General features: G+C 63.5%; 16 protein-coding genes. 6 read left to right on the forward strand and 10 right to left on the reverse strand.

Features of this window, described 5'->3' with window-relative positions; translation table 11 throughout:
• Positions 1-82: 82 nt before the first annotated feature.
• Positions 83-820, reverse strand: a complete 738-nt coding sequence (locus AB8A50_RS10170; RefSeq protein ID WP_120293136.1) for a histidine phosphatase family protein — start codon at positions 818-820, stop codon at positions 83-85.
• A gap of 135 nt (positions 821-955) precedes the next feature.
• On the opposite strand from AB8A50_RS10170, the gene AB8A50_RS10175 reads away from it, so the two are divergent.
• A complete protein-coding gene (locus AB8A50_RS10175) occupies positions 956-1,741 on the forward strand; it encodes an SDR family NAD(P)-dependent oxidoreductase (protein WP_093762160.1) in 786 nt (261 codons plus the stop codon).
• Between the two features lie 29 nt (positions 1,742-1,770).
• Here the strand turns inward: AB8A50_RS10175 and AB8A50_RS10180 are convergent, their stop codons facing one another.
• From AB8A50_RS10180 to AB8A50_RS10200, 5 genes are all read right to left on the reverse strand, one after another.
• Positions 1,771-3,027, reverse strand: a complete 1,257-nt coding sequence (locus AB8A50_RS10180) for an MFS transporter (RefSeq protein ID WP_439077562.1) — start codon at positions 3,025-3,027, stop codon at positions 1,771-1,773.
• Between the two features lie 104 nt (positions 3,028-3,131).
• A complete protein-coding gene (locus AB8A50_RS10185) occupies positions 3,132-4,094 on the reverse strand; it encodes a DMT family transporter (RefSeq protein ID WP_439077563.1) in 963 nt (320 codons plus the stop codon).
• Between the two features lie 111 nt (positions 4,095-4,205).
• Entirely contained in the window at positions 4,206-5,117 is a 912-nt protein-coding gene (locus tag AB8A50_RS10190; RefSeq protein ID WP_439077564.1) for a DMT family transporter, read from the reverse strand.
• A gap of 119 nt (positions 5,118-5,236) precedes the next feature.
• On the reverse strand, positions 5,237-6,298 hold the full coding sequence (locus AB8A50_RS10195; RefSeq protein ID WP_439077565.1) for a phosphotransferase family protein: 1,062 nt from the start codon (positions 6,296-6,298) through the stop codon (positions 5,237-5,239).
• 22 nt (positions 6,299-6,320) lie between these two features.
• The gene (locus AB8A50_RS10200; protein WP_439077566.1) at positions 6,321-7,556 is read right to left on the reverse strand and encodes an acyl-CoA dehydrogenase family protein; all 1,236 of its coding nucleotides are present in this window, start codon (positions 7,554-7,556) and stop codon (positions 6,321-6,323) included.
• A 269-nt stretch (positions 7,557-7,825) separates the two neighbouring features.
• Here AB8A50_RS10200 and AB8A50_RS10205 point away from each other — a divergent pair, with 269 nt between their 5' ends.
• Both AB8A50_RS10205 and AB8A50_RS10210 read left to right on the forward strand, forming a co-directional pair.
• Positions 7,826-8,497 (forward strand): TetR/AcrR family transcriptional regulator, encoded by a 672-nt coding sequence (locus tag AB8A50_RS10205; protein ID WP_439077567.1) that lies wholly within the window; start codon positions 7,826-7,828, stop codon positions 8,495-8,497.
• A gap of 85 nt (positions 8,498-8,582) precedes the next feature.
• Positions 8,583-9,359 carry a YkgJ family cysteine cluster protein gene (locus AB8A50_RS10210; protein WP_439077568.1) on the forward strand — a complete coding sequence of 259 codons (777 nt, stop codon included), beginning with the start codon at positions 8,583-8,585 and terminating at the stop codon, positions 9,357-9,359.
• Positions 9,360-9,427: 68 nt separating this feature from the next.
• On the opposite strand, the gene AB8A50_RS10215 is transcribed toward AB8A50_RS10210, so the two are convergent.
• Entirely contained in the window at positions 9,428-9,661 is a 234-nt protein-coding gene (locus AB8A50_RS10215) for a hypothetical protein (RefSeq protein WP_439077569.1), read from the reverse strand.
• A gap of 196 nt (positions 9,662-9,857) precedes the next feature.
• On the opposite strand from AB8A50_RS10215, the gene AB8A50_RS10220 reads away from it, so the two are divergent.
• Positions 9,858-10,472 (forward strand): hypothetical protein, encoded by a 615-nt coding sequence (locus AB8A50_RS10220; RefSeq protein WP_439079953.1) that lies wholly within the window; start codon positions 9,858-9,860, stop codon positions 10,470-10,472.
• Between the two features lie 28 nt (positions 10,473-10,500).
• Here the strand turns inward: AB8A50_RS10220 and AB8A50_RS10225 are convergent, their stop codons facing one another.
• From AB8A50_RS10225 to AB8A50_RS10235, 3 genes are all read right to left on the reverse strand, one after another.
• Entirely contained in the window at positions 10,501-10,668 is a 168-nt protein-coding gene (locus tag AB8A50_RS10225) for a hypothetical protein (RefSeq protein ID WP_170849847.1), read from the reverse strand.
• A 506-nt stretch (positions 10,669-11,174) separates the two neighbouring features.
• A complete protein-coding gene (locus AB8A50_RS10230) occupies positions 11,175-12,302 on the reverse strand; it encodes a serine hydrolase domain-containing protein (RefSeq protein WP_439077570.1) in 1,128 nt (375 codons plus the stop codon).
• Positions 12,303-12,565: 263 nt separating this feature from the next.
• The gene (locus AB8A50_RS10235; RefSeq protein WP_439077571.1) at positions 12,566-13,468 is read right to left on the reverse strand and encodes a LysR substrate-binding domain-containing protein; all 903 of its coding nucleotides are present in this window, start codon (positions 13,466-13,468) and stop codon (positions 12,566-12,568) included.
• Between the two features lie 210 nt (positions 13,469-13,678).
• On the opposite strand from AB8A50_RS10235, the gene AB8A50_RS10240 reads away from it, so the two are divergent.
• Both AB8A50_RS10240 and AB8A50_RS10245 read left to right on the forward strand, forming a co-directional pair.
• On the forward strand, positions 13,679-14,149 hold the full coding sequence (locus AB8A50_RS10240) for a (2Fe-2S)-binding protein (protein ID WP_231080266.1): 471 nt from the start codon (positions 13,679-13,681) through the stop codon (positions 14,147-14,149).
• Positions 14,150-14,159: 10 nt separating this feature from the next.
• Positions 14,160-16,409, forward strand: a complete 2,250-nt coding sequence (locus AB8A50_RS10245; RefSeq protein ID WP_439077572.1) for a molybdopterin cofactor-binding domain-containing protein — start codon at positions 14,160-14,162, stop codon at positions 16,407-16,409.

Genomic DNA, 16,409 nt, shown 5'->3' on the forward strand with positions numbered 1-16,409 from the left:
ACGAAGCAATCCAGTCCTTCTTGTTGACGAAAAGAACTGGATTGCTTCGTCGCCAAGAGGCTCCTCGCAATGACGGCTATGACTAAGCCAGTTTCGTCGGCGTCACTTCCGGCCCCGCCGGCTGATGCATCGCTGCATGCGACGGATCGGCGATCCATGGCTGCTGGTTGACCATCGGGATGCGCCAGCCGCTGTGGCCGTCGCTGGCGAGATGATCGAGCCGCGTCACCGAACAGTTGTCGATGGTGAAAGCGAGGCCGCGATCCGGCTGATCGTTGAGCGCAAGGCCGATGGCGGCCTTGATCGTGCCGCCATGCGCGACCGCAATGATATCCTTGCCGGCGTGCTCGACATTGATCCGCTCGATGCCACGGCGGACGCGGTTGTAGAGATCCATGAAACTTTCGCCATTCGGCGATGGCTCATCGATGGGCGCGAACCAGTAGCTGCCGACATTGATGGGACGGCTGGCGAAGAACGCCGCGCGGTTCATGCCCTGCCAGTCGCCGAGATGCTGCTCGGCGAAATCCGCTTCATGCGGCATCGCGTCGGGCTTCGGAAATCCTGCGGCCCAGATCGCACTCGCCGTCTGATGCGTGCGCTTGAGATTGCTGGCGACCCAGACGGCATTGCGTGGCAGGATCTTGCCGACCGCATCGAACACCACGCGGTCGCTGCAGTCGCAGTCCATGTCCTTCTGGCCGTAGATGTTGCCGCCGTCACTCCGCACCGGGGCGTGTCGCACCCACCACCACCGCGTCGCCGTCACACCTTGAGGGACTGTATGCTGCGCCACGAACGGTTTCTCGGCGTTGGACATCGTGACCACCCTTCAATACTGTTTCATCCGTCCTACGTCAGAGCGCGAAGCGCCTCAAGCATCTTCGCAGCTTGGCACGCATCATTGAATTCCATATGGCGGCACGCCGCACAAAAAACATACAGGGAGAGAGTTATGGGCCGCCTCGCAGGCAAATCCGTCATCATCACCGGCGCAGGCAGCGGCATCGGCCGCGCCGCAGCGCAATTGTTCTCGCTGGAAGGCGCCAAGCTCATCATCGTCGACCGCAGCGAGAGCGTGCATGAGACAGCCAAACTCGTGAGCGATGCCGGCGGCACCATTGAAGCGATCACGGCGGATGCCGGTTCCGAGAGCGATGTGAAAGCCTTCATCGACAAGGCCGTGTCCAAATACGGCAAGCTCGATGCGATCTGGGCCAACGCCGGCGTGTCGGGCGGCCTCGTGCCGCTGCTCGAACAGACCGTCGAGCAATGGCAGGAAATCCTGCGCATCAATCTGATCGGGCCGTTCCTCGCAATCAAGCATTCCATGCCGCATATGGTGAAACAGGGCCACGGCTCCATCGTCCTCACCGCCTCTGTCGCAGGCCTGAAATCCGGCGCGTCCGGCCATCCCTATGCGTCGAGCAAGGCCGGCGTCATCAGTCTGGTGCAAACCACCGCCTATTCGCTCTCCGGCACCGGCGTGCGCATCAATGCGGTATGTCCCGGCCTGATCGAGACCGGCATGACCAAGCCGATCTTCGACAATGCGAAAGAACGGGGCACCCAGGGCAAGATCGGCCAGCTCAATCCGCTGAAGCGCGCCGGCCAGCCGCATGAACTTGCGGCGATGGGACTGTTTCTGGCGAGCGACGACGCGTCCTATGTGAATGGCCAGGCGATCCCGGTGGACGGCGGCCTCACGGCGTCGATGCCTTACGCGGGCAAACCAATCTAAGACGGAATGCGGGATGGGTTTGGCTTCGCTCAACTCGTCCTGCGATCCAGAACAACTGCTGCACGCGTCGCCCGCGGGGCGGCCAGCACAGCAAGCGCCGAGGCCACCTGAATGGCGACGCCGATGAAAATCGGTGTCGCGTAGCCGCCCGTAAGGTCTCGCAGAAGCCCCATGGTTGCCGGCCCACACGCATTGATCACGCCGGCAATTCCGATGGACAGCCCGAGCACCACGCTGAACGCGTTCGACGGGAATTCGCGCTGAACGATTAGCGCCGGCAGCGTGATCAGATTGCCCATCGAAAAGCCGAACACCGCACAGGCAAGGAATAGCCCGGTCGTGCTGGTCGATAATCCCAATACGCTCAGTGCCGCAGCCTGGCTGAGGATCGATACCGCGGCAGCGCGGCGTGGGTCGACGCGGTCGGCAACGAGACCAAGCGTAATGCGCCCGACCAGCGACATGGCCGTTGTGAGCGAGACCGCGCCGCCCGCCGACTGAAATCCGATTACCGGCGTCAGGATCGATATCTGATGCACGATGAACGCAACCTGCACCAGGATTGCGAACGCGAATGGTGCGGTCAAGCTCCAGAAGCCGGGATCGCGCAGGAGGTCTGCACGTGACAATGGCGGAGCCGCATGTACAGCTTCGGCAATCCGCCGTTCCCCTGCGCGCGGGAATCGAACCATGATTGCCACGACCGGCACGAGCACGATGGCCAACACGGCGGCAGCGATATCCAGCGCGTGACGAAATCCGGTCGCTTCGACCAGCAGGACCAGACCGGGCATCAACAAGATGCCACTGAACGTCGCCCCGGTGAAGGTGAGACTGATCGCCAGGCCGCGCTTGCGGTCGAACCACGCACCGACGATCGCCGCAGCGGTGATCGTCCCGAGGCCGACCCAGGCCAGCGCGAGCACGACAAAGCCCGTATAGAGATGCAGCAGGGAGTCCGCCGATGCCAGCAATACAAGACCTGTCGCAAGCGCGGCGACGCCCGCAAGGACCAGGCTGCGCGGCCCGATCCAGCGCAACAGATCGCTGACGAACATCGATAGCAGGGAGCCCAGTACGAGACAGAGCGTACTTCCCGTTGCGATTAGCCTGGTCGGCCAATCGTTGAGGCGGCGGAGTTCGGCGACATAGATGCCCTGCCCGTACAGGCCGAAACCGAAGATCGAGATCTGGACCAGAAACAGGGCGGCAACAATCCGCCAGCCCATATAGCGCAACGACGTCTCGTCAGCCGGATCGGTCTCGGCCATCGCATGCGTTTGCATTTCCCCACCGCCGCGCTCAATGCGTCCCCATAGAACGCTACCTATGATTGCGGCGCCATGCCATCGCTGCGTATCGGATGGCGGTCAAGAAATAACGCAGACAGTTACAATCCGTCAGGCGGAGCGTTCGACGAATTCGTCGCCAGCAAGTGGTCGCGCACGCGCTCGCGGTGGAATGTGTAGATGCCGGACAGCACGATCACGCTCGCGCCGAGCACCATCATGGCGTCGGGCACATCACCGAAGACCAGATAGCCCAGCAGCATCGCGTAGAGCATCTGCGAATAACGCATCGGCGCGACCGACGAGACGTCGCCGACGCGCAGCGCGAGGATGACGCACTGGAATCCGATCAGCGTCATCACCGCCGCCAGCGCCAGCAAAGCGAGCGAATGAAACGATAGCGCAGTCCAGTCCCCGTGCAGCAGGGTGAACACTGCCCCTGCCAGAGTCACCGCAACGGCGGTGAGAAAGGTGACGAACAGCGTGGGAATTTCGGCCGGAATGCGTTTGGTGACGAGATCGCGCGTGGCGTAGAACAATACCGACAGCAGCGCCACCAACGTGAACTGGCTGAACCCCTCGGCGCCCGGCCGCACGATGATCAGCACGCCGGCGAAGCCCGCGGCAATCGCCAGCCATCGGCGCCACCCCACCGGCTCGCCCAGGATCAGCACGGCGCCGCAGGTCATCACCAGCGGCAGCGATTGAACGATGGCGGTCACATTGGCGAGCGGCAGCGCGCTGACCGCGACCAGGAACAGCGCCGAGCCGCCGATCTCCCCGGAGATGCGCAGCGCCACCGACGGCACGAACAGCAGCTGCAGCGGCCGTAGCACGCCCTGATGCACCGCCAGCGCACCGATCATGACGCTGGCAAACAGCCCGCGCAGCATCATCACCTGGCTGAAATGCATCTGCACGGTCAGAAATTTGGCGATCGCGTCGTTGACGCTGAAGGTTGCCATGGAGACAGCCATCAGCAAGCTGCCGCGCAGATTGGGAGAGAGAGGCAAGACAATCCTGGGTGAGTTACGGTCAGAGCAGACAGGCTCCGAACAGAGCAAGACTCAGGCCAAATGATTGCGCTTCATGTGCACGAAGACGGACGCGCGAGCCAGATGGTTCACGCGTCCCTGCCATTCACTGCGCGCCGGACTGATGGCCCGGCGCCAAGCCTACAACCCATCCGGCGGCATGCTCGGCGCACTGGCCGCCGGCAACCGGTTGCGAACACGCTCGCGATGAAATGCATAAAGACCGGACAGCACGATCACCGACGCGCCGAGAACCATCGGGCCGTCCGGCACATCGCCGAACACGAGGTAGCCAAGCAACATGGCCCACAGCAGTTGCGAATACCGGAACGGCGCAACAGCGGAGATATCGCCGGCGCGCAGTGCCAGGATCACACACTGATATCCAATCAGCACCAGCACAGCGGCGAGCGCCAGCAGGCCAAGCGACCGGTTCGAGGGCGGCGTCCAGCCGCCCAGCGGAACAAGCAGGATGGCGCCAACGATCGTCACGACGATCGTCGTCAAAAACGTGACGAACAGTGAAGGGATTTCGGCCGGAATGCGCTTGGTCGCGAGATCGCGCACGGTACAGAACGCGACCGACAACAGCGCCAGCAGCGAAAACTGGTTGAAGCCCTCCATGCCGGGCCGGACCACAATGAGAACGCCGACGAAGCCCGCAGCGATCGCCAGCCAGCGCCGCCAGCCCACCTGCTCACCGAAGATGAGTGCCGCACCGAGCGTGATCGCGAGTGGCAGCGATTGAAAGATCGACGATACGTTTGCAAGGGGCAGATGTGCGAGCGACGCCAGAAAAGTCACGGTGCCGCCGATCTCGCCGAATACGCGCAGCGCCACAGACGGCACGAACAGGATGCGCAGCGGACGCAGGGCCTTCCGCTGGGTGGCGAGCGCGCCGATCAGCACGACGGCGAACAGACCGCGCACCAGCATCACCTGGCCGAAGTTCATGTGCAGCGTCAGGAATTTCGTGAGCGCGTCGTTGAGGCTGAAGCCGGCCATGGCTATGGCCATCAGCACGCTGCCGCGAAGACTGGGAGAGAGAGACAAGTGCGTTTCCAGGTCGATCGACGCAGCAGCACTTGCTGCGGCCGGCCCTCTTGGCGGGGCATCTCTGAAGCGATCATGAAAGAGGCGCGATCCCCAATCGGTCGCGCCTCTTCAATCGTTTATTTCGCGCCCGCGAGCTGTGCGTATTTCCACGACGCTTGCGCCAGCGGCACGGTGCGCTTGGCGGATTCCATCGCCTTGGCGGAGGATGCGGTGCCGTCGCGCACGCGGCCGGCAATGCCCTGCAGAATGCCGGTGAGCCGGAACAGGTTGTAGCAATAGTACCAGTTCAGATCCGGCACGGTCTTGCGGCCGGCCTTCTCGCAATAGATTTTCGCGGCTTCATCCATAGTCGGGATGTTGAGCGCCTTGAAATCGAGCCCGTCGAGGCCCGGCATGATCCACTGCATCAAAAGATAAGTGAAGTCGGCCATCGGATCGCCCAATGTCGACAACTCCCAGTCGAGCACCGCCTGCACCTTCGGCTGCGTCGTATGGAACACCATGTTGTCGATGCGATAGTCGCCATGCACCACCGACACCCGCTCCTGCTCCGGCACGGAGGTCGGCAACCATTCGATCAGCCGTTCCATTTCCGGAATCAGCTGCGTCTCCGAAGCGCGGTACTGCTTGGTCCAGCGATCGACCTGACGCGAAAAGTAATTGCCGGGACGGCCGAAATCGCCGAGCCCGATTTTCTCGGGATCGTAGCTGTGCAGTTGCGCCAGCGTCTCGATCTTCGCCGTGAAGATCGCGCGGCGATCTTCCTTCGGCACCATTGGCAGCGCCGGATCCCAGAAGATCCGGCCGTCTTCCATCGACATGATGTAGAACGCCGAACCGATGACATTGTCATCGGTGCAGAGTGCGTAGGCCTTGGCGACCGGGAAGCCCTGCTTGCCGAGCGCCGCGATCACCTTGTATTCGCGATCGACGGCGTGCGCCGATGGCAGAAGCTTGCCGAACGGCTTGCGCCGCATCACGTAGGATTGCTTCGGCGTATTCAGCCGATAGGTCGGGTTGCTTTGTCCGCCCTTGAACTGCAGGACGGTCAGCGGCCCCTCATAGCTTTCCACATGCTCGCGCATCCAGGCCTCGAGGCTCATCTCGTCGAAGCGATGCCGCTCCTCCACTGGCCTCGTGCCGTTATACTCGTCGTCGCGCTTCACACCATCGGTCACGTCAGTCTCCGCTTAGCGTTTCTTAGTGCTTTGCCTCATTGGCATACTTGCGCAGTTCGAGCCGCGCAATGGCACGGTTGTGCACCTCGTCCGGACCGTCGGCGAGACGCATGGTGCGCATCGACGCATAGTCACGGGCGAGACCCGCATCGTCGGACACGCCGGCGGCGCCGTAAGCCTGGATCGCGTTGTCGATGATCTTCAGCGCCATGTTGGGGCCGGAGACCTTGATCATCGCGATTTCGAGCTGGGCGGTCTTGTTGCCGACCTTGTCCATCATGTCGGCGGCCTTGAGGCAGAGCAGACGGTTCATCTCGATATCGGTGCGGGCTTCGGCAATGCGCTGCTCCCAGATCGAATATTCGATGATCTTCTTGCCGAAGGCGGTGCGCGACGACAGCCGGCGCACCATCTTCTCCAGCGCCTCTTCGGCCTTGCCGATGGTGCGCATGCAATGATGGATGCGGCCCGGACCGAGACGGCCCTGCGCGATCTCGAAGCCGCGGCCTTCGCCGAGCAGGATATTGCTGGCAGGAACGCGGACATTGTCCAGCTTCACCCGCGCATGGCCGTGCGGTGCATCGTCGAAGCCGAACACCGGCAGCATCTTCTCGATCGTCACACCCTTGGCATCGCGCGGCACCAGGATCTGCGACTGCTGCTGATGCTTCGCCGCGCTCGGATCGGTCTTGCCCATCACGATCATCACGGCGCAGCGCGGATCGCCCATGCCCGACGACCACCACTTGGTGCCGTTGATGACGTATTCGTCGCCGTCGCGCTTGATCGAGGTCTCGATATTGGTCGCGTCCGACGACGCGACATCCGGCTCGGTCATCAGGAAGGCGGAGCGGATCTCGCCGTTCATCAGCGGCTTCAGCCACTTCTGCTTATGCTCTTTCGAGCCATAGCGCATGAACACTTCCATATTGCCGGTGTCCGGCGCGGAGCAGTTGAACACTTCCGAGGCCCAACCGATATGGCCCATCTGTTCGGCGAGCAGCGCATATTCCAGATTGCTCAGTCCCGCGCCGTGGAATTCGTCGTCTTCATGCGACGACGGCGGCATGAACATGTTCCACAGGCCTTCGGCCTTTGCCTTCTTCTTCAATTCCTCGACGATCGGGATCACCTTCCAGCGCTCGCCCGCTTCGTCCTGCTGACGATAGATCGGCACGGCAGGGCGGACATGCTTGGTCATGAAGGAGGACACGCGCTCGAGCCATTCGCGCTGGCGGTCCGACATATTGAAATCCATGGGGCGATCCTCGCGTTTTTTAGAATTGTTGGCGGCACTGTTGTCCCGTCGCTGGATCACCGCAAGAGCAAATTTGTCTCTGCTGATGCGGCACAGATCCGCGCGGGGGCGATGGCGTTGAGCAGATGCAATATGCCATCAGGCGCACATTGACATTTCCCGACGCTCAAACGATAGTTTCATACACGCGTTTGAAATGCAATGACCCCGATCCGCGCCGCTTGCATGGGGCCATGTTGCAAAAGGACCGTTTTGATCAGGACGATCGCATGGCAGCAGACCACACACGGACGGCGATCATCACCGCAGCCGAACGGCTCTATGCCGAACGCGGCTTCGCGGATGTGACCATGCGCGACATCGTGGCTGCGGCCGACGTCAATCTCGCGGCGGTGAATTATCATTTCGGCAGCAAGGACGAGCTGATCGCCGAACTGTTCGTGACGCGCAGCCTCGCCACCAATCGCGAGCGCCTGCGCGAATTGAAGGCGGCGGAGGAAGCCGGTGACGGCCGCGCCGACATCAATGCGATCTTTGCCGCGCTGGTCGGCCCGACGCTGCGCGGCTGTCTCGGCCCCGAGAAGCAACGCTCGGACGCCGCGCGCTTCATGATCCGCGCCTCGATCGAATCCGTGCCGCCGATCCGCAAGATCAAGAACCGCGAGGTCGATCACCTCAAGCGCTTCGCCGCCGCGATGCGCCGGTCCCTGCCCGATCAGGACCCCGCCGATATCTTCTGGGCGCTGCATTTTGCGCTGGCCATGGCCCATCAGACCATCCGCGACAGCGAACGCCTGACGCGCATGTCCGACGGGCTGTGCGACCTCAACGATGTGCAGGCGATCACCGACCGGGTGGTTGCGGTCGCTGTCATGGCGCTGACGGGGAAACCTGCCAAGGCCGTGCAGAAGGAACCGGCCAAAGCGAAAGCGCGCGCCTGAACGGTAAAGCCCGGTTCCCGCTTCAGATTGCTGGTGACGTCCCGCCGATTCGCGGCGTAGGACGGGAGCGGATCGGGACCCCAGCATGAGCGCACAGGACGCCATCGACTTCGTGTCGGACAATATCGCGGAAGTGGGCACGCTGATGCGCTCGCTGTCCGGCCGCTATGAAGGCATCTTCGGCAATCTGCGCGCGGCCTATGGCGTCGCCTTCGAACAGGCGGACAGCATCGCAGATGCCGCGCGCGACGCGACCGCCATTGCGGACGCCGCCACCGCAGCCATTCGCGACAACATCCCGAACCAGCCGGGCAATGCCTGCACCAGCGGCTGCGCCGCCTGCTGTCATCTCTATGTCCAGGTGCCGCCCGGCACCGCGACGGTGATGGCGCAGCATATCGCGGCGCATTTCACGCCCGCCGAACAGGCGGCACTCCGCACCCGCCTCGAAGTTGCCGCGGCTGCCGCGCGCGATGCCCCCGACGTCATGAAACTTCGCATGCGCTGCGCGCTGCTCGGATCGGACAATCGCTGCACGGTCTATGAGGTCCGCCCGCTGACCTGCCGCGCCTTCACCTCGCGCTCCGTGGCGCGCTGCCACGACGTGGTGTTCGGCGACCTGCCTGAGGGCACCGGCGTCGAACAGAACGCCGCGCATTTCCGCATTCACATGGAAGCGACCTTCGCGCTGGAGCAGTCAGCGCGCAATCGCGGCCTGCCCGATACGCAGAAGGGACTGGCCCAGGCGCTGCTGGACGAGATGGGACCATCACTGGGCCTGCACCGGAAGCTAAGCGCCATGCCGGTTCGTGATGGCGAATGCGCGACCCCGCTCACGACCAACAGCCGACATGATCGATGAGTATTTCCGTCCCTTCGTCGCGCGACTCTACATTCATATCCAGGGGCTGACGCCCTCCCCGCCACCGGCTATCGGCGCCGCGATTTGCGTGATTGCTGGACTGGCGCAGGCGCAGGCGGCTGCGACACGAGTGAGCCCGATTGGTTTGTGACGTAGCCGCGCGATTCCTGCAGCCGGCGCTGATAGCCCGGCGAGTTCATGAAGCTGCTGCCACCGCCTCGGGCAGATGCCGCGTCAGCGAGCGCGAGTTCAGCAACGGCAGCCAGGATGAGCAGCGCAGCTTTCTTTGACATGATGGTCATAGTTCGAACCTCTCCGACCTGAGCAAGCAGCGCAAGGCAAAATCGTTCCGATAATCACATGGCACATGGAACGAGGCTGCGAGAGCGCACCAGTGTTCCCGATCACCGCACCGTGATCCTCGCCCACGTAATCATCGCGATCCCCGAACGTAACTCTCACGGCACCACGCCAAAGCGTTACGTGAAAGGACGAAATATGAGAGCGTTTTCTGCTGTAATCACCGGGCTGGGCATTGCCCTGCTGAGTGCAGCCACCATTTCCGCCGCAAGCGCAGCCGAGACGGTGCGCGTGCGCGGCACGGTCGAGAGTGTCGACGGCGCGAAGCTGACGGTCAAAACCCGCGAGGGCAATTCGACCGCGATCAAGCTGAATGACAACTGGAAAGTCACCGGCGTGGCCAAGGCGTCGCTCAACGACATCAAGCCCGGCGACTTCGTCGGCATCGCCTCGCTGCCCAAGTCCCGCGGCGGCGACGGCGCCCTCGAGGTCCTGATCTTCCCGGCGGGCATGAAAGGCACCGGCGAAGGCAGCTATCCCTGGGATCTGAAGCCGAACAGCACGATGACCAACGCCACCGTCACCAACGCCGTCAAGGACGTCGACGGCCGCAACATCACGGTGACCTTCCACGGCAAGGAAAAGACCATCTCGGTCGCGGATGACACGACAGTCGTAACCTTTGCGGCTGCCGCGCAGGGCGACCTGAAGCCCGGCATGACGGTGTTCGTGCCGTCGCAGAAGGCGGACGACGGAACGCTCACCACCGGCAACGTGGTCGCCGGCACCAATGGCGTCGTGCCGCCGATGTAGTCCGCGCGAAGCGCATTGCGCCGAGGGATCAGTCGAGCGGTTTGTCGTCATCGGTCGGAGGCTCTGCCTCCGGCGAGCAGATGTCGCCGCCGCCGAACTGATCCTCCGGAGCGGGGTGATCTCCGGGAATCGTGAGCGGGTCCGGCTTTTCGCCCGGACCTTCTGGGGCCCGCTCCGCTGGCTTGCGAACATTCATACTGGTACCTCCCTGTGCAAGCCAACGCGGCCCCGTGCAATCCGTTGCATGGGAGGCGACGTCTGCGTCCTGAATGGGAGCGTCCTAGATCCGCGCCGCGATCAGTTGCCGGATGCGCAGAAGGGACTGGCGCTGGCACTGCTGGACGAGATGACGGGTTGATACGGGCCCTGCTCGATGCCGGACGCAACGACTGGCCGGAGAGCTATTTACCGCGCATTAAGCATAAACTGCCATCTTCCCATCAAAGCTGCCGGACATAGGTGCCTCAGATGATTTCGGAAGCACAAATTTTACGTTTGATTGCCCTGCCACTGGCAGGTTGCGCCTTCCTGATTGCCGTTTATCTCACGACCGGAATCGGCTTGAGATAAAGCGACGCGGAAGCCAAGCAGCGGCTCATCCGGAAGCGGAAGAATACGCTATTCCGCAAAGCCCGCCTGCGCTCCCTTGAGCGGCACCGCCAAGATGCGAGCTTGAAAGCTCCACGTCCGAACGGAAGCGTCCTAGCTCCGCGCCGCGATCAGTTGCCGGATGAACTCCGGCGCCTTCGCGCTGGGCAGCCACCGCGTCACCGCGATCATCTCCGCGTCGCGATCGATCCAGATCATGTTGCCGCCGGCACCAAGCGCATAGACCGCCGTGTCCGGCGCATTCTTGTTGGCATGCGGCCCGCGGTTCAGCCACCACAGGAAGCCGTAATTCGGCTGCTGTGACGACTGCGTCCACATCGCGTCGACCCAGGCCTGCGACAGCAGCCGCTTTCCATTCCACTCGCCGCCGCGCTCCATCAACAGGCCGAAGCGCGCATGGTCCTCGGCGCCGATGAACATGCCGCCGCCCCAATGGCCGCCGCCCGGCACCGACTGCATCCGCTGGCCGTCGATCTCGACGAAGGAATTGTCATAGCCGACCCACTCCCAGTCTTTGGACGCGCCGATCGGATCCATGATGCGCGCACGCAGCACATCCGGCAGCGGGTGCTTGAACAGATTCAGCAGGCAGAGCGACAGCAGGTTCACGCGCACATCGTTATATTCGTAGAAGCTGCCCGGCGTTTGCCACTCGCGCAGCTCGCCCTTGCGGCTGTTGTCGGCATTCGGCGCGACCAGACGGTTGTGATCGATCTGGTCCGGCTTGCCGAACAGCTCGCCGCGCCATTCGCTGGTCTGCTCTAAGAGATGCCGCCAGGTAACCCTGGCGTTATGCGCATCCGCAAACAGCGGCCCGGGCACGCGCTTGGCAACCTGCTCGTCAATATCCCCGATCAGCCCGTCATCGACCGCCAGGCCCGCCAGCACGGCGAGATAGCTCTTGGCGATGGAGAAGGTCATATCCGCCCGCGCGATCTCGCCCCACGACGCCAGCACCCGCCCGCTCTGCAGCACCATACCCGCCGACCCGCCGCGCTCGCGCACCGGCCCCAGCACGGCACTCCATGGCCCGGTCTCATTCCAGTCCACATTCGGCGCGTAGCGGCCGTCGTCGTAATAGAAGCCACGCGGCCACGGCGTTTCATTGGCCTGCGCGAAGGCCACGGCTGCGGCGAGCTTGTCCGGCGCGTAGCCGGCCTGTTGCGGATCGACCTTGTCCCAAGCGCTTCCGCCGGCCGGGAAATAACGTGTCTCTGTCATGGGGATATCAAGCTCGCTTTGGACTACAGGCGACGGTTATTGACCGGAAGGGAGGCGGCGGCAAGCGACGGCGGCGCGAGTGATCTTGGGGAGCATGCGTAGTGCGGATGAACGCAGCGACATCCGGGTTTTTGCCGACGAACCCGCCAGCATGTCGCATGCAGGCTACGCTCGCTCAGCTCTTCAAATGACGAATGGAATAACGGCCTAAACAACAAAGTACTTTACCGTGTACGCGTGGTGCGCCCCCCGCAAAACGCGGCTCATCCGGATCGAGGGTTGTAGCGAAGCGCTGCGATGAGTGCAGAAAGTGCGGGCGGCGTCTGTCGCCGACTGGGGTGATAGAGATAGTAGCCCGGGAAGGTCGGGCACCACTTCTCCAGAATCCGCTTGAGCCGCCCGGCCTTGATATCAGCCGCCACCTCATCATCGTAGGCGTAGGCGATGCCATGACCCGCCAGGGCTGCCTCGCGGATCAGGTCGCCGTTGTTGAATGCGAGGGGACCTTCAACGCGAACCTGGAATGGCCGCCCCTTGTCCTCAAAGTCCCAGGCGTAAAGCCCACCCGCCCTGATGCGGCGGTAGTTGATGCAACGATGGCCCGCGAGTTCGCGCGGCGTTCGGGGCACCTTATGGTCCGCGAAATACGACGGCGCGCCGACGACGGCCATCCGGATGTCCGGACCGATCCGAACCGCGACCATATCCTTTTCGACGATGTCGCCGAAGCGAATGCCGGCGTCGATGCGTTCCGCGACGATGTCGGTCAGACTGTCTTCGACGAGCATGTCCACCCTTATGTCGGGATGCGCCGCAAGGAAGCGTGGCAGCACGGGCATCACGACCGTCGAGACCGCATGTTTGGTCGCCGTGAGGCGGACAGTGCCGGATGGTTTCCCGCGCAAAGCGCCGACCGCATCCACCCCGGAGGCGATGTCCTCCAGTGCCGGCTGCAACGAGCGAAGCATGGTCTCGCCCGCTTCGGTCGTCGACACCGAGCGCGTGGTCCGCGACAGCAGCCGCACCCCGAGCCGCGCCTCCAGCGACTTCATGGCGTGGCTCAACGCCGACTGGGACATGCCGAGTTCGGCCGCCGCGCGGGTAAAGCTGCCCTGCTCCGCGACGACCGCGAAGGCGGCCAGGTCGTACAGATCGTCTCGTTTCATTTATGCACCAGATACATAAGCCCTAGCGGATTATAGCGGCTAATCGATATCGGCGGCCAGTGCTATCTGGTCATCAGCGCGCCCGAATGGACCGGTCCGGACGAAGGCCGATGCGGACCATCCGAAGGTCCGGAACGTCGGCATTTCGGGCTCAAGAAATCGCCCCTGTTCAACACCCCTCGAGACAAACAGCCCGCAAGGAGCAGACGTATGAAGCTTGTTGTGAACAACCGCGAGTTCGCGATCGATGCCGATCCCGCGATGCCCCTGCTTTGGGCGTTGCGCGACATGATCGGGTTGACAGGCACAAAGTTCGGCTGCGGCGCTGCCCAGTGCGGTGCCTGCACGGTGCATCTGGACGACCAGGCCGTCCGCGCCTGCATCACGCCGATTTCCGAAGCCGAGGGCAAGAAGCTCACCACCATCGAAGCCGCGACCAATGGCACCGACCGCGTCGGTGCCGCCGTGCATGCAGCATGGGTCAAGCACGACGTGGCGCAGTGCGGCTACTGCCAAAGTGGCCAGATCATGAGCGCGATCGCCTTCCTCAAATCGCAGCCCCGCGGCAAGCCGCCGACGACGGCCGAAATCGACGCGGCCATGGACGGCAACATCTGCCGCTGCGGAACCTATACCCGCATCCGCACCGCCGTGGCCGACGCCGCCCGCACGATTGCCTGAAGGAGCCGCCATGTTGCCCAACATCGACTATCCCGATCTGCCGCGTGCCGCGCAGCGCCTGATAGCGCGCGGTCAAACCGACGAAGCCGTCACGCTGCCGCGCCGCAGTTTCCTGAAGCTGGCCGGCGTCGGCGGGCTCGCGCTCGGCGCCTTTCCGCACCTGGTAATGGCTCAGGCGGCTAGCCAAGGGACAAGCGCGCTCAAGCCGACCGAACAGCCGTCGGCCTTCGTGCAGATCGCTTCCAATGGTGAAGTGACGGTGACGATCAACCGGCTGGAGTTCGGACAGGGCGTGCAGACCGCATTGCCGATGATCCTGGCGGAAGAACTCGACGCCGACTGGAGTCTGGTGCGCAGCCGGCATGGCTCGAATGACGGTGCCTATATCGACCCGCGCTTCGGCATTCACATCACCGGCGGTTCCAATTCGATCAAGAACAGTTTTACGCAGTATCGCGAACTCGGCGCGCGCGCACGCGCGATGTTGCTCGGTGCCGCAGCGGCGCGCTGGAAGGTGGACGTCGCCACGCTGCGCACGCAGGCCGGCACGGTGCTGGGCCCGAACGGCCGCAAGCTGGGTTACGGTGAATTGGCCGAGGCCGCCATGGCTCAGCCGGTACCCGAGAAGATCACGCTGAAAGACCCGAAGGAATTCCGCATCATCGGCCGCCCGACGTCGCGTCTCGACGCGCGCGCCAAGAGCAGCGGGCAACAGAATTTTGGTATCGACGTTCGCCTGCCCGGTCAGTTGACCGCCGTGGTCGCGCGCCCGCCAGTGTTCGGCGCGCGGCTGGCTTCAGTGGACGAGCGCGCGGCGCGCGCCGTCACGGGTGTGAAGGCCATACTGCGCGTGCCGCTGGATGGTGGCGCCGAAGGCATTGCCGTCGTAGCCGACGGATATTGGCAGGCCACGCAGGGCCGCGAGGTGCTCAAGCTGCAATGGGATACTTCTGCCGTCGAGAAGGTAGATAGCGAACGGCAACTGGCCCAGTACCGCGAGCTGGCGACGCGCCCGGGTCCGCGCAAGTTCGATGCCGACATGGCGCCCCTTGATACAGCGCCACGGCAACTGGAAGCGGAGTTCGTATTTCCGTATCTCGCCCATGCGGCCATGGAGCCGCTGAACTGCACCGTTCAGCTTTCCGAGGGCAGAGCCGAGGTGTGGACCGGCAGCCAGTGTCCTGGTCTCGACGGCGCCGCGGTCGCGCGCGTACTGGGTCTCAAGCCCGAGCAGGTGGCGGTGCATGTGCAGATGGCGGGTGGCGGCTTCGGCCGGCGTTTTGCGAGCAGCAGCGACTTCGTGGTCGAGGCCTGCGAGATCGCGAAGGCCGCGCGTGCGGCCGGCCTGAACGCACCAATGCGCACGCTGTGGAGCCGCGAAGACGACATGCGCGGCGGCTACTACCGCCCGATGCATTTGCACCGCGCACGCATCGGCTTCGACGAACGCGGCAAGGTTCTGGCGTGGGACCACGTCATTGTTGGCCAGTCCATCACCACGGGCACCGTGTTCGGCGGCTTCCAGGTGAAGGACGGCATAGACGCCACCGCGACCGAGGGTATGCGAGATCCTTACCCGGTGCCGATGCGCCTCACCGTGCAGCACCCAAAGCTCAACGTGCCGGTGCTGTGGTGGCGCAGCGTGGGCTCCACCCACACCGCCTTCGTCATGGAGACCTTGATCGACGAGATCGCGCGCATCACGGACCAGGACCCCGTGGCCCACCGAATGGATTTGTTTGGCGACAAGCACCCGCGCCACCGCGCCGCGCTGCAGTTGGCAGTCGACAAGAGCGGCTACGGCAAGACGCGCTTGCCCGCCGGTCGTGCCTTTGGTGTGGCGGTGCACGAGTCCTTCCAAACTGTCGTGGCCTATGTGGTGGAAGCCTCGGTGCGGGACGGCCGCGCGGTGCTGCATCGCGTAACCGCAGGCGTTCACTGCAATCTGGCCATCAATCCACGTACCGTGGAAGCGCAGTTGCAGGGTGCGGCGGTCATGGGCCTGTCGATGTGCCTGCCGGGTTCGGCTATCACGCTCAAGGACGGCGTCGTCGAGCAAGGCAATTTCAGCGACTTCACTGTGACGCGCATCTCCGACGTGCCTGAGTTCGATGTCCACATCGTGCCCAGCGCCGATCCGCCCACCGGCATGGGCGAACCCGGTCTGCCACCGCTGGCGCCCGCGTTCGCCAACGCCATCGCACGGCTGACCGGCAAGCCGCAGCGTCAGTTGCCCTTCAACATCGAAAGCAAGAGTTAA

Origin of the sequence: Tardiphaga sp. 841_E9_N1_2 (genome assembly GCF_051811065.1) — a bacterium.
GTDB classification, from domain to species: domain Bacteria; phylum Pseudomonadota; class Alphaproteobacteria; order Rhizobiales; family Xanthobacteraceae; genus Tardiphaga; species Tardiphaga robiniae.